A 13,428-nucleotide genomic window follows, 5' to 3' on the forward strand; every position below is an offset into this window, starting at 1 on the left:
GCGAGGGGCGCTAGGGCAGTCGCACGCTGTCGCGGATGTTCCCGCGCAACGGGGTCGGGGGTGCCGTCGTGCCGCGGGGGAGCAGCCGCATGGGGAGGCCGTGGCCGGGCACCAGCGAGACGCGCATCGACCGGTTCACCACGGTGCCCGGCACCAGCGCGGGGCGGAACTTCTGGAGCAACTGCGCCAGGACGGTCTTCATCTCCAGCATCGCGAAGTGCCGGCCCACGCAGTTGTGGGCGCCGGCGCCGAACGGCAGATACTCGTACGTGGAGGGGCTCTCCCGTTCCCAGCGGGAGGGGTCGAAGCGCAGCGGGTCGTGGTAGGTCTCCTCCAGGCGGTGGGTGACGTAGGAACTGAAGAAGACCATGGCGCCGGTGGGCAGTTGATACCTGCCGAAGGCGGTGGGCCGTGCGGTGTAGCGGATGAGCATGGGGGCGGGGGGCAGCAGACGCAGCGCCTCTTTGAGGACGGCGTCGAGCAGCGGCAGCCGGCCCAGTTGATCGTCGTCGGGCGGCCCGCCCCCGCAGACGGCGCTGACTTCGTCGGCCACGTCGTTCATCAGCCGGGGATGCTGGTCGAGCAGCAGGAGGGTCCACATCAGGGTGGCCGTGCTGCTGTCGTGGCAGAAGGCGGTGTAGGCCTCGCCGACGAGTTCGGCTTCGGTCAGTCGGCTGCCGTCGTCGTCGACGGCGTTGACCAGGCTCGTCAGCACGTCGTTGCCGGTGCTTTCGCCCGCGCGGCGTTCCCGGATCATCTCCAGGAGCAGCGCCTCGATCTCCTCGCAGGTGCGCAGGGCGGTTCGGAAGGGGCTGGCCGGCAGGTCGTAGGGTGCCAGCAACGTCAGGGGCGACGCGGCCACGCGCAGCAGCCTGCTGATGAGTCCCTGCAGCCGGTCGATCTTGGCGGGGGCATCGATGTCGAACACGGTCCGCATCGCGGTGAGCATGATGATGCGGGCCAGGGCGTCGTGCATCGGTACGACATCTCCGGCGCGCCATCGGGACAGGCAGCGCTCGGTCACGTCGGCGACGGTCGCCCGGTGCACCAGGACGCGGCGGGCGGTGAAGGAAGGCTGCATGAGCCGGCGATGTGTGCGGTGCGGATCGCCGTTGCGCCGCAACAGGCCGTTGGTGAGCCGGTAGAAGGAACTCTGCTCCGGAATCCGCACCTCACGAAATGAGTCGGCGATGAAGACATCCGGCTCCGCGAAGATCTTCTTGAGGTATTCCGGGCCGAACGCGAAAACGTGTCGCGGGCGGTGTGGGTCCCAGGCGCTGACCTCGCCGTAGCGGGCGTACTGGCGCATGAAGTATTCGGCTGGATCGCCCAGCATCCGCAGTCCCCGGGTGCGCCACCCCACGAGGGGTATCTGCACGGGGCCGGGGAGCTGCGCGGGGGGTGCTGAGACGGCCATAGCGTTTTTCATGGAGTCTCCAGGCGTGGTCCATGAATGGGTCTCGTGAGCCGGTGGCCGCGGCGGTGTTTTCTCTGATCGACGCGACCGTGGCCGCCACCGTACAAGCGGCTGCGTGCGGCCGGTCGCGAGAGGAAAGAAGCGGGAAAGAACCCGCTGCGGGCCCGGGGGCCGTTATGCCTGACGGGCAGGTTTCCACGAGGAGTTGTGCGAAAGGGCTCAGGCCGAGGGGGCGGTGTCGGATTCGAGTATGTAGCCCCGCCCCCAGGCGGTCTGGAGGACCAGGCCCAGCGGGCGTATGCGCCGGCGTATGCGCATGATGTGCAGGTCGAGGGCGTTGCGCGTGCTGCATGCTTCGCTCTCCTCGAGGCACTCCAGGAGTTCTTCCCGGTGGACGAGCGACTGGAACGCATCGGTCATGCATTCCAGCAATGTGGTCTCCACCGGGGAGATGGCGACGACCCGGTCGCGGTACTTCAGTGCGCCGCTCGGATCCACCCGTGGCACGGTGAAAGGCTGGGACTTGGCACGTAACGCGGCTACGCGTGCTTGCAGATCAGCCGTGCTGATGGGCGCGCGCACCCAGTCCTCCCGTACGTCGGAACACAGGGGCGCGGGCGCACCACCCTCTATGACCAGCAGCCGGAGCTCTCCCTGCTCGACGCACTTTCTTCTCTTGGCCGATTCCGTGGGCCACCGCACAAGTTTGACTTGGACTCGATTTCCTCGATTTCGGCTCAATGGACTTGCCCTATCAGTCTCGTGGGGGAAACGCGGGTGCTTTTCCGGCGCGGAAGGGGCTTGGTTCAGTTGTCCGGCGTCTTGGCCCTGACCTCGGCGATGAGCCTCTCGAACGCCTCCCAGTCGACGTGCGGGGGCGATTGGGAGTGCCGTTCGAGATAGGTGTCCGACGCCTTGTGGAATGTGCGGAACAGGGCGTCCACGTCCACGGGTTCGAGGCCCATGAGCACCGGCTCCGCGGTCGGCCGGAACACGCGTTCCGCGGATCGGGGGGCCGTGCCCGGCTCCAGCGTGCCGGGCAGCATCATGGAGCGCTGGTCCTCCAGCCTCTCGTCATGGTGGTGCCACAACAGGGAGGCGGCGACCGCTCCGGTGGCGGCGTCGGGGTCGGGCAGGACGGACGTGACGAGGAAGGCCTCGCGCGTCCATCGGGCGTGGCACCGCAGGCTGACGGGACCGTCTCCGTCGAGGAAGGAGAGGACGGGCGTGGTGGCTTGAGCGCCGAAGTTTGCGAGCAGGCCCTCGATCCGGTCCTCTTCGTTGCCGTGGCTGGTCACAGAACACGCTCCATCTCTTGGGTTCCCGGTTTTCCGCGAAGAGTCCAGATCGCGCGGGGCCGGACGGTGATCCGAGCTCGCCAGTACGTCCGCACCCGGGTGTCGACGCTCCGTTCGTCCGGGTCGAAGACCAGGTCTTGCGCGGCGGGCTTCTTGCGGAAGAGTTCCTTCCAGAAGTCCTCCATGCCCTCGGCGCCGTAGACGCGTTGATCCACCGTGGCGGTGCCCTGCACGAGAACGGCGGGCGGGTCACTCAGTCCGGTCCCGACGAACTCGGAGAAGGACAGTGCGACGCGGGGGTCGCGCTGGATGCGGTAGAGCTTGGCGGGAATGATGATTCCGCTGCTGAGGATGAAGTCCCGCTGGTCGGGGCGCCACAGATGCAGCATGGGTGCGGTGATGGGGCGTTGTTCCCTGCGGGTCAGTGTCGTCATCTCGCATGTGAGGGTGCGGGCGAACACCTCGCGCACCTCGTGGGGAAGGTCCTCGGTCACGTCTCCTCCGTCCTGTCGCCCTCGCGGGCCGCCAACGGCGTAGGTGGGTCCTGTGGGGTCTTCGGGGGTGGTGTCGGTTCGGGCGCGGCGAAGGCGAGTACCCCGGCCACCAGGGCCGCACCGGCGGCGGCGAGATAGCCGAGCGAGTAGTTGCCCAGGCTGCCGAGCGCGCCGAGCGTCGCGACCGAGGCCAGGACGGCCAGGCCGAGCGCCGAACCCAACTCCTGTGCGGTGTTGATGAGGCCGGACGCGCGGCCGTGCTCGGACTCGGGGACCGCGGTGGCCAGGGAGACCATCGGCGCGTAGGAAAGGCCGTTGCCGGCCGCGACCAGGGCGAGGCCGGGAAGAATTCCGGTCCAGTAGCTGCCGGAGCCGGACGCGGTGAAGACCAGGAGCAGCAGTCCGGCGGCGGCGACGAGAGAACCGAGCAGCAAGAATGTGCGGGCGCCGACCCGTTCCACGAGGGCGCCGGCCTTGGGCGCGATCAGCAGCACGACGAGGGTGATCGGAGCGAACCCGAGTCCGGTCTGCAGCGGACCGTAGCCCATTTCGGTCTGCATGGTCAGCGTGCTGAAGTACAGGGCCGAAGTGGTGGCGCTGGCGTTGAGCATGAGCACCACGTTGGCGACGGCCACGTTGCGGCGGGCCAGCAGTTTGCCGGGCAACACCGGGTCGGGGGCGCGCCGTTCGACCATCACCAGGGCGAACGCCAAGAGCCCCAGGATGAGCAGCCCGGTCGCCGTCAGCCAGCTCTCGCCGCCCGAGACGTCCGCGAGCAGGACGCTGGTCCCGCCCAGGGTCGCGGCCAGCAGGATGGCGCCCGGCACGTCGAGGCGCTCGTTCGGCGTGTTCGGGTCTGCCGGGTCGTACGACGGGCGTGGCCGGTCGGCGGGTAGGAGCCGCAGGGCGGTGAAGACGACGAGTGCGCCGATCGGGACGTTGATCAGGAAGATGCCCCGCCATCCGATGTACTCGGTCACCACCCCGCCGAGCAATTGGCCGGCGATCCCTCCCGCCGAGGCGACGGCTGTCCAGATGCCGAGCGCGCGGTTGCGCAGCGCGCCTTCTCGGAAGGCGCCGACGAGCAGGGCCATGGCGCTGGGGGAGACCATGGCGGCGCCGACTCCCTGGCCGGCCCGGGCGGCGAAGAGCTGCCAGCCCTCCTGGGCGACGCCACATAGCAGGGACATGACAGTGAAGAGGATCAGTCCGGCGATCAGCAGCCTGCGCCGGCCGAAGATGTCGCCCGCCCGCCCGGCGACGATCATCAGACTGCCGAAGGCCACGGTGTAGGCGACGCTGGTGAGCTGCAGAAAGCTCACCGGGACGTCGAGTTCGGAACGGATCGACGGGACCGCGATGTTCACGACGACGACGTCGACGATCAGCACGAACTGTGCCGAGCACAACAGCCACAGCAATGCACGCTGACGGCCGGTCCACGTAGTTCCTGTATCTGCGGCCATGGGCGTCCTCCCATTTCTGAACGGCCACTCAGTTTACAGAGTAACGGATCGCCGTCCGTGGGATCGCGTTCAAGTCACATCGGCGGCATTCGGCCCGCCCTACCAGCGCATCGGCAGGGCGGTGGGGGCGCGCAGCACGGACCCCTGCTTCCAGCTGATGTCCTCCGGCGGCAGGTCAAGGGCCAGATATGGCCGACCCGCGATGAGCGTGTGCAGCCCGATCTGCAGCTCGGCGCGGGCCAGCTGGGACCCCAGGCAGAAGTGCGCGCCGTGGTGGAAGGCGAGGTGCGGATTGGGCCGGCGGCGCAGATCGATCTCCTCCGGATCGGCGAAGACCTCCCCGTCCCGGTTGGCGGCGTTGTTCGACGGCACGATCGTCTCGCCGGCCCGCACCAGCTGCCCCGCGACGATGACATCCTCGGTGGCCACCACCGGGTTTCCCCCGTACGACAGGAGGGGGACGTAGCGCAGCAGTTCCTCGACGGCGTCCGGGATGTCCTCCGGGTTCGCCTGGAGCGCTTTCAGCCGCTCGGGCCTGGTCAGCAGCAGGAAGGTGAAGTTGCACAGCTGCGAGGACGTGGTCTCGTAGCCGGCGACGACGGCGCCGAATCCGAGATTGACCAACTCCTGGTCGTCCAGGGTGCCTTCGCGTCCGCTCTGGCGGACCAGCTCTCCGAAGAAGGTGTCCGACGGGTTGCGCCGCTCGGAAGCGACCAGGTCGGTGAAGTAACGCTGCACGCCGCTGACGGCGTCCTGGATCTCCTCCGGGGCGAACGCCGTTGTCGACACCACGGCGTCGAAGAATGGCGCGAACCGTTCGCTGTCCTCGTACGGCACTCCGACGAACTCGCACACCACCTGTCCCGCCAGGGGCTGGGCGTAGGCCGTGACCAGATCGATCGGCGGACGCCCCGCGGGACCGTCGAGCAGTGCCTCGGCGATCTGCCGCACCCGCGGGCGGAAGGCCTGTACGCGGCGGGCGGTGAACGCCCGGTTGAGTAGTCGGCGTACGTCGGTGTGCCGGGGTGGATCCATATAGCCCAGGCCGTCGGCCACCGGCTGCTCGAAGAACCTCGGCGCTCCGGGGCGCACGGACGCCGTGCGGCTGAAACGGCTGTCGGACAGTACGAAGCGGACGTCCTCGTGGCGGGTGACCAGCCAGGCCTGACCCCCGTAGGGCAGGGTGACGCGGCTGATCGGTTCCTCCTGCCGCAGCCGGGCGTACTCCGGCTGGACCTGTAATGCGGGACAGGTGTGAAAGGGGTACTCCGGTGCGCGGGGTGCGTGAGGCACATCCGGTGCGTCGGGTGTGTGCGGTTCTCGTGGGCGTGTCACTCGTGAAGCACCTACTTCTTCTCGACGCGATCGGACACAGAGATCAACAGAGATCAAGGGCGAAAAATCGATCTCCCATCGTGGCGATGCATGCTTCAAGTACCTAGGCGGTCGTCGGCTCCTCTCTCGACTCTGGCGCGATCCGGGTCACCAAAAGCTTCATGAGGCGACAAAACGCACCGCAGTGGCTCGGATCGCGTGACCGTTTCTGTCGCCGATCCGACAGATCCGACAGATCCCGCAGATCCAGCGGCCCCGGAAGGCCTGGAGGGCTGGCCCGATCGCGCGCAGGTGGTGGTGTCGGCGTCGACTGACAGCGTCGCGGCGTGTTCACGTCGGCCGTCGAGCAACTGTCCGGCTGCGTGGCCCTCGTTCGCGTGCCCCCGGCAGCAGGCGTCGCGCGCCCCGCCTGGCGCGGGGCGGCGGATACCTCGGCCGTGCCGCAGTATCACTTGCCGAGGTCATGCGGCCGAGGACGCCCCAGAAGATCCAGTACATGGTGATGCTCCTCGCTCTCGTCGGGGCCGGGCCGCGGAGCGTCGTGTCACCGCCGCCGCTGCCGGCCGCTGGCCGGTGGCTGCGGACGGTGGGGCCCTCGCAGCCACTTCGGGACTTCGGGTTCGGGCTTCGGGGTCAAGGCTCCGGGCGGGACGTGGCCGGGCCGGATGGCTCCACCGGCCAGCCCCGGGCACTCAGGTCGATGGCCAGCTGTGCCGCTCTGTTGCGGGCCACGCTGATCTCGGCGGTGCCGAGCAGCTGACCGGACGTACGGTCAAGGACGAAGTCCACGATGTTCATGCCCTTCGCCGTCACCTCTGCCAGCAGCCGGGCGAGTTCACCGGGGCGATCCCGCACGCTGACCCGGACGGTGTCGGTGGCACGGCCGGTCGGCTGCGCGTGGAGTGGAGCGGCCCGGCCGAGCAGTGCGCGCAGCCGGTCACGGGCAGCGTCGTTGCCCCGGCCGTCGGCGACCGGAGCCATCACCTCTTCCAGCGCCTCCATCGCCCGATGGATGTCGCCGTCAAGGCGCCGCAGATGCCGCAGCACCGCGTCCGCGTTGCCTGCCAGCAGCGCGCTCCACGGCTCCACCGCCGGCGCCGCCTGCTGTGCCTGACCGGCACCGGTGGTGTCCTCGGTCAGCGGATGGGGCTGCGCGGGCCGGCCCGCGAGCAACGCCGCGACCAGTTGCGGGAGTTGAGTGGTGCGAGCGGCGATCTCGTCATGCTGTGCCGCATCCACCACCACCGGGGTCGCGCCGCTCAGGGCGACGAGTTCCAGCGCCTGGTTCAGCGCCTCGGTGCCGGTCGCCTCGGTGGGGGTGAGCGCCCAGCGACGGGCCCGGAACAGGTCGATGCGGGCGGCCAGCGGACCGGTGCGCACCCGGTCCACGAGCGGATGGCCGCCCACATAGCTGCTCATGTCGCAGGAGCGCCGCAACGCCTCCTGTTGCGGGCGGAGTTTGACGCCGGCCACGTCGGTGTAGGCCCGGGCGACCGACCGCTTCTGCAACCGGCTCAGAGCCGGTGCGACCTCGTCCGCGGGCACCGCGAGCAGGGCGAGGTCGACCTTCTTCGCCGGGGGCTCGGCCGTGCCGGCGCCCAGCGACACCGCGAGCCGCAGCGCGTCCTGGTCGCACCCGGCGAGGTGGACGGCCACCCCGGCCGCGCGCAGCGCCAGAGCCGCCGAAGTGCCCACGCACCCGGTGCCGAGTATCAGCGCCGAACGCATCAGCCTGAGCCGTCCTGCCGCAGGTGCAGGGGACCGTGGGCGCCGTGTTCCGGAATTCTCAACGTCCCTCCCTTGCCGATGTCACCACCGGAATATGCCTGCTCGGCGGCCTCGTCGGCGGGTACGTGAAAGATTGCTGGCAGGACTGCGCGCTGCCCGCGTGCTCCGGCCGACGGCGGAGCACGCGGCAGAGTTTGCGAATTGTGGTTCAATAACTAGATGGGGCGTCCCAAGAAGATCTCTGACGGCGCGTTGCTGGCGGCCTGCGAGCAGGCCATCGGCCGGCACGGACCGAGCTTCACCCTTGCCCAGGTCGCCGAGGAGGCCGATGTCTCCGTCGGTACGGTGGCCGGCAGGTTCGGCTCCAAGCACGGTCTGCTCCTGGCGATGATGGCGCAGGGCACCGCGGCCCTCGAGGCCCAGATGCGCAGCGCCAGCGAGAAGCACAGCGATCCGGTGGCCGCCATCCGGGATTCACTGCTGATCACCACCGTCGGTGCCGACGACCCGAACACGGCGGCGCAGCATCTGGCGCAGCTGGGGAAGGAACTGGCCGACACACGACTCCGTGAGGGGTTCGCGGCCCAGCGCCGGGCCGTACGTTCGGTGCTGACGCCGCTCCTGGAATCCGCGGACCTGCCGTACGCGCCCCCGGCCCACCAGGGGGCATGGATTCTGGCGGCGCTGGTCAACGGCCTGCTGCAGGATTGGGCGTTGAGTGCCGAGGGCGAACTGGCCGACAGGGTGCGCCAAGACCTCGACGCGGTGCTGCTGGCATGGGGCGGGGAGGGGCGCACTCCCTGACCGGACCGTGCCGCCCGCCAGCGTGGTGCCTGCCACCGCTGCCGCTCAACCGCGGATGAGCACAACCGCGGTTGATGAGTACACCCGCGATTACCGTGAGGGAGAGGGACGATGACATCTGCACTCAAGGGCAAGGTCGCCGTGGTCAGCGGGGCCACCCGCGGCTGTGGCCGGTCGATCGCGGTCGAGCTGGGCGCGCTGGGCGCCACGGTGTTCGCGGCCGGGCGATCCACCCGCGACCGGCGCAGCGAGATGAACCGGCCGGAGACGATCGAGGAGACCGCTGAACTGGTCTCCGAGGCCGGCGGGAGGGGAATCGCGGTGTGCTGCGACTTCCTGGACCAGGAGAACGTCGACGCCCTGCGCGACCGGATCGTTGCCGAAACCGGGGGACAGTTGGACGTCCTGATCGACGACGTGTGGGGCGGCGATCCTTTCATCGACTGGGACAGGCCCTTCTGGGAACAGGACGTCGAACGGTCGGTGGGCGCCTGGCGCAACGGCCTGGAGACGCATCTGCGGGCCCTGCACACCTTGCTTCCGCTGCTGACGGCCAAGCCCGGCGGACTGGTGGTCGAGGTGACCGACGGCGAGACCGACGGCAATTCGGGCTCGCTCGTCTACGACCAGGTAAAGACCGGTGTACGGCGCTTGGCCCTGGGCCTTTCCGCGCAGTTGCCGGAGTACGGGTGCACCGCGCTGGCGGCCACGCCCGGATTCCTGCGTTCCGAGGCGATGCTCGACCATTTCAAGGTCACCGAGGAGAATTGGCGCGACGGTGTCGCCAAGGACCCGCACTTCGTACTGTCGGAGACACCCCATCTGCTGGGGCGTGGCATTGCCGCGCTCGCGGCGGACGACGACCGCGCACGTTGGAACGGCCGCATCGTCACGTCCCACGCCCTGGCCGACGCCTATCAGATCGACGATCTGGACGGCTCTCGCCCCGACTGGTCCCGTTGGCTGAAGGAAGTGGTCTTCGGCGGCCTCGACCCGGCACAGGTGGACCCGGCGGAATACCGCTGAGGCGTATTCGAGCAGGTCAACAGGCCGAGCAGGCCGAGTAGATCCAGCAAGTCCAGTCCAGCGAGTCCATTCCAGCAAGTCCAGTCCAGCGAGTCGAACAGGGCTGTCGGAAGCGCGCGCCCGACAACCGAATGCGCGAGCCCGCCATGGCCGGGCAATTCCGGCGACGGCGGGCTCGCGCTCATGCCCGCTGCCGCTGCCTGCTGCCTGCCGCCCGCCGACCCGGCGGTGAATGACGCCGAACCCCCGCCGTCCGGAGGCGAATAGCACGCGCCCGCACGCGAGTTCACGCGCCTTACCGCAATTCCCCCCATGCCTTCCCCTACGCCTTCCCCCATGCGTTCCGCCATGCCTTCCGCGAATTCTCCACGGGCCGCCGCATCTGCCGGAACCCCCAGGGCATTTGTGCGGACCGGTATTCCTTCCACTTGTTGACAGAGTTTCTGGCGTCCGCCCCGAACCTTCCTAACATCACTGGGGCATTGATGCCCGGCACGCCGCCATTCCCGAGTGGAGGAACGCAGTGCGCATTGATCGGGACACCACAGCCCCGGTAACCCGCCCGGCACTGCCTCACGAGCAGGTGCTGTGCCTGGCACAGGAACTCGACCCCCAGCGCCCAGGACTGACGCTGGCGATGGCTTTCGAGCTCGCCGGTGAATGTGACCCGGAGCGGTTGCTGCGCGCCCTGCGCGAACTCGTCCGGCGCCATGAAGCGCTGCGCACTCGGTTCGTACGCAGCCAGGATCAATGGCTGCGCGTGGTCGACGCGGCCGAGCGGGTCGACGAGGAGCCGCGCCGCTACTGCGACCGTGAGTTGCTGCCCCCGGCGGCCGGCACCTCCGACATCGACGCGCTGCTGGAAGAACGCTGCCGGCAACACCCGGACCTGTCCGAGGGCGCCCTCTTCCGGGCCACGGTGCTCGCGGCATCCGACGACGACACCGCACCGCCGAGGATGGTCGTCCGCGTCCATCACGCCGTCGCCGATCTGTGGTCCGTGGGCGTGCTGCTGACCGAGCTCGTCCAGATCTACGGCCGGAACGCCGCCCAGTACCCCGCCCAGAACCCCGAAGATCACGCCAGGGCGCTGCCCCCGGCGGTCCCCCTGACCCGCGCGCCGGTGCCGGCCGCTCGCCTCGCGCGGGCACGGAAGTTCTGGACCGGCCTGTGGGAGGACGGGCACGACCCCCTGGACCTGCCGCGTACGACCGCGCCCGCCGCCCCCGTCCCCGCCGGGATGTCCCGGCCGACCTGCCGGGCGCCCCTGGATTTCGGAGAGACGCGTACGAGCGCCCTACGGGCCTTCGCCAAGGTCTGCGGGGTCTCCTGCTACTCCGTCCTGTTCGCCGCGCAGGCCCTCGCCCTCGCCCGTTTCGGCGGCAGTGCCAGGGCGCCCCTGGCGGTATCGACGCACGGGCGCAACGGCGCCAACGCGCGCGCGGTCGGCTACGCCCTGTCCACCGGGGTCCTGCCGGTCGACACCTGCTCCGGCACCGCACGGGAGTACGTCCAGCGGGTCCACGGGATGCTGCGCGGGGCGCTGGCCCACCAGTGCCTGGGCTATCCGGATCTGGTGGCGCCGGCGGATGGCGCGAACGGTGCGGGCGGCGTCGGCATGCCGGTGCCGGAAGCCACCCTGGCGATGTTCCAGGACCCCGCGGGTCTCAAGGGCCTGGGCGCAGCCCTGTTGTCGCGGCCGGCCGACCCGCTCGGCGGCCTGCTGCGCACCGTCGTCCCGCCCGTCAGCATCGGGCCGTGGCTGCTTGCCACCGCCCTCGCCGACGACGGCAGGAAGATGACCGGCTTCGTGGACGTCGACCCGGCGCACCATCCGGCATGGCTCGCCGAACGCCTCGCCGAACTGCTGCCCACCGCCGTCGACGCCCTGATCGCCGGACCCGGGACGCCCGTGGACGCCCTGACTTGCGTACCCGCGGCGGACCGCGAACTCCTTGAGCGCTGGAGCAGTTCGGAGCCGGAGCCGGAGCCGGAGCCGGAGACCCGCGAAAGCACCCTGCATGGTGAGGTGCTGGAGGCGGCCGCACGCCACCCGGACCGCGTCGCGGTGATCGCCCCCGACGGCGAGCTGACCTACCGTCAACTCGCCGACCGTTCCGCCGACTTCGCCGCCGCGGTGCGGCGCGACGGAGCGGCCCCCGGCAGCCGCGTGGGCGTCCTGCTGTCCCGGCGGCGGGATCTCGTACCGGCGCTTCTCGGCGTCCTGCGGGCCGGCTGCGCGTACGTGGGTCTGGACCGTGCCGCGCCCCCCTCCCGCCTGGAGCGTGTGGTGACCGGAGCCGGCTGCGCCGTGGTGATCACCGACGAGACGACCGAGGACCTCGGCCGCCTGCTGCCCTGCCGAACGCTGCCGACAACCAACGTGCCGCCACAGTCCCCCGCCGACATGCCACCACAGCCCGACGCCGCGTGGGCAACGTTGGGCGGGAGCGTGGTGGGTGGGGCCGAAGCCCCGGCCTATCTGATGTTCACGTCCGGTTCGACCGGGCGCCCCAAGGGAGTGGTGATCGCGCACCGGTCCGCCGTCGGGCTGCTGCGGTTCGGCCGGCGGACCTTCACCGCGGAGGAACTGCGCGAGTCGCTCGCCGTCAGCGGCGTGCACTTCGACTTGTCCGTATGGGAGATCTTCCTGCCGCTGTCCGCCGGCGGGCGGGTGCGGCTTCTGGAGAGCGCCCTGGAACTGGTCGACCGGGCGCAGCCGACCGGCACCTTCCTGAGCAGCGTTCCTTCCGCCGTGGCCACGTGCGTCCGGGAGCGGGCGCTGCCGCCGGGGCTCCGGCTGATCACCATGGGCGGCGACACCATCGGCGGAGACCTGGTCAAGGACATCGCCGCCCAGTGCCCGCAGGCCCGGATCGTGGCCATGTACGGGCCGACCGAGACCACCACCTACATGACCTGGTCCGAGGTCGGCCCGGCCACGGGCGACCCGGTGCCGCTGGGGCGTCCGTTCGGCGGCGCGACGCTGAAGGTGGTGGACGAGCAGCTGCGGGAGGTGCCGCTCGGTGCCACCGGCGAACTGCTCATCGGCGGCCCCTGCGTGGCGCTGGGCTACGCCGGTGAAGCGGCACAGACCGCGGCCGGCTTCCTGCCCGATCCCGACCGCCCCGGCGAACGCCGGTACCGCTCCGGCGACCTGGTGCGCTGGCGTCCGGACGGGCTCCTCGACTTCGTCGGCCGGGTCGATCACCAGGTGAAGATCCGCGGTTTCCGTATCGAACTCGGCGAGGTCGAGACGGGCCTTCGCGAGACGACACCCCTGCGCGAGGCCGTCGTGCACGCCGTCGGCAGAGGCGCGGACCGGCAGCTGCTGGCCGCCCTGGTCCCCACGGAACCGGTGCCGCAGGACCCCACCGGCTGGCTGCGTGAGGTGCGCGACCGGCTCGCCACCCGGGTCCCCGGCTACATGGTGCCCTCCGACTACGCGGTGCTTGCGCAGGTGCCGAAGAACCGCAACGGCAAACCCGACCGGCAGCGCCTCGCGCTGCTGCCCGCCGTACGGATCGGGCACGGCGAGGCCGCCCCGCTCAGCGGAGCGGTGCAGGAACGGATCGGCGCGCTGTGGCGTGAGCTGCTCGACCTGCCCGACGTCGGCGCCCGTGACGACTTCTTCGCCGTGGGCGGTCACTCGCTGCTGCTGGCCCGGCTCGCCCGGCTCGTCACAGCGGAGTTCGGCGTCGACGTCCAGGTCGCCCAGTTGTGGCAGGCCCGCACCATCGCCGATCAGGAAGCCGTGGTGGCCGCGGCGCCCGATGCGGCGCCGGCCCACGCCGAGCGGCCCGTACGCCGCCTGGACCGCACCCGCCACCTGCGGCGATCGCAGACCTGACAGGAGAGTC

The 13,428-nt window shown here is 70.2% G+C and carries 10 protein-coding genes; 3 read left to right on the forward strand and 7 right to left on the reverse strand.

Translation table 11 applies throughout. The annotated features are described in order from the left end of the window. Positions 1-10: 10 nt before the first annotated feature. From ACWGI2_RS40815 to ACWGI2_RS40845, 7 genes are all read right to left on the reverse strand, one after another. On the reverse strand, positions 11-1,417 hold the full coding sequence (locus ACWGI2_RS40815; protein ID WP_453701047.1) for a cytochrome P450: 1,407 nt from the start codon (positions 1,415-1,417) through the stop codon (positions 11-13). 219 nt (positions 1,418-1,636) lie between these two features. Further along, the gene (locus ACWGI2_RS40820; RefSeq protein ID WP_453398271.1) at positions 1,637-1,924 is read right to left on the reverse strand and encodes a winged helix-turn-helix domain-containing protein; all 288 of its coding nucleotides are present in this window, start codon (positions 1,922-1,924) and stop codon (positions 1,637-1,639) included. A gap of 299 nt (positions 1,925-2,223) precedes the next feature. Further along, complete coding sequence (locus tag ACWGI2_RS40825) at positions 2,224-2,715, reverse strand: hypothetical protein (protein ID WP_453701048.1); 492 nt, start codon at positions 2,713-2,715, stop codon at positions 2,224-2,226. After that, complete coding sequence (locus ACWGI2_RS40830; protein ID WP_453701050.1) at positions 2,712-3,209, reverse strand: pyridoxamine 5'-phosphate oxidase family protein; 498 nt, start codon at positions 3,207-3,209, stop codon at positions 2,712-2,714. The genes ACWGI2_RS40825 and ACWGI2_RS40830 overlap by 4 nt, the downstream gene beginning before the upstream one ends. Next, positions 3,206-4,675 carry an MFS transporter gene (locus ACWGI2_RS40835; protein WP_453701052.1) on the reverse strand — a complete coding sequence of 490 codons (1,470 nt, stop codon included), beginning with the start codon at positions 4,673-4,675 and terminating at the stop codon, positions 3,206-3,208. The genes ACWGI2_RS40830 and ACWGI2_RS40835 overlap by 4 nt, the downstream gene beginning before the upstream one ends. Before the next feature lie 99 nt (positions 4,676-4,774). Continuing rightward, entirely contained in the window at positions 4,775-5,968 is a 1,194-nt protein-coding gene (locus ACWGI2_RS40840; RefSeq protein WP_453701053.1) for a cytochrome P450, read from the reverse strand. A 675-nt stretch (positions 5,969-6,643) separates the two neighbouring features. Continuing rightward, positions 6,644-7,738, reverse strand: coding sequence for a prephenate dehydrogenase/arogenate dehydrogenase family protein (locus ACWGI2_RS40845; RefSeq protein ID WP_453701054.1), 1,095 nt, complete (start codon positions 7,736-7,738; stop codon positions 6,644-6,646). Positions 7,739-7,957: 219 nt separating this feature from the next. Between ACWGI2_RS40845 and ACWGI2_RS40850 the strand changes: the two genes are divergently transcribed. The 3 genes from ACWGI2_RS40850 to ACWGI2_RS40860 all read left to right on the forward strand — a co-directional run bounded on the left by ACWGI2_RS40850 (position 7,958) and on the right by ACWGI2_RS40860 (position 13,418). Then, positions 7,958-8,542 carry a TetR/AcrR family transcriptional regulator gene (locus ACWGI2_RS40850; RefSeq protein ID WP_453398265.1) on the forward strand — a complete coding sequence of 195 codons (585 nt, stop codon included), beginning with the start codon at positions 7,958-7,960 and terminating at the stop codon, positions 8,540-8,542. A gap of 111 nt (positions 8,543-8,653) precedes the next feature. Beyond that, on the forward strand, positions 8,654-9,568 hold the full coding sequence (locus ACWGI2_RS40855) for an SDR family oxidoreductase (protein WP_453398264.1): 915 nt from the start codon (positions 8,654-8,656) through the stop codon (positions 9,566-9,568). A 523-nt stretch (positions 9,569-10,091) separates the two neighbouring features. Further along, complete coding sequence (locus ACWGI2_RS40860; RefSeq protein WP_453701056.1) at positions 10,092-13,418, forward strand: non-ribosomal peptide synthetase; 3,327 nt, start codon at positions 10,092-10,094, stop codon at positions 13,416-13,418. The last annotated feature ends 10 nt before the right edge of the window (positions 13,419-13,428 follow it).

The organism is Streptomyces sp. NPDC054866 (genome assembly GCF_053610745.1).

Bases quoted from the DNA above. Each gene is read 5' to 3' on its own strand.
- ACWGI2_RS40845 (WP_453701054.1), bottom strand. From the start codon at position 7,738: ATGCGTTCGGCGCTGATACTCGGCACCGGGTGCGTGGGCACTTCGGCG.
- ACWGI2_RS40835 (WP_453701052.1), bottom strand. From the start codon at position 4,675: ATGGCCGCAGATACAGGAACTACGTGGACCGGCCGTCAGCGTGCATTG.
- ACWGI2_RS40815 (WP_453701047.1), bottom strand. From the start codon at position 1,417: ATGGCCGTCTCAGCACCCCCCGCGCAGCTCCCCGGCCCCGTGCAGATA.
- ACWGI2_RS40850 (WP_453398265.1), top strand. From the start codon at position 7,958: ATGGGGCGTCCCAAGAAGATCTCTGACGGCGCGTTGCTGGCGGCCTGC.
- ACWGI2_RS40855 (WP_453398264.1), top strand. From the start codon at position 8,654: ATGACATCTGCACTCAAGGGCAAGGTCGCCGTGGTCAGCGGGGCCACC.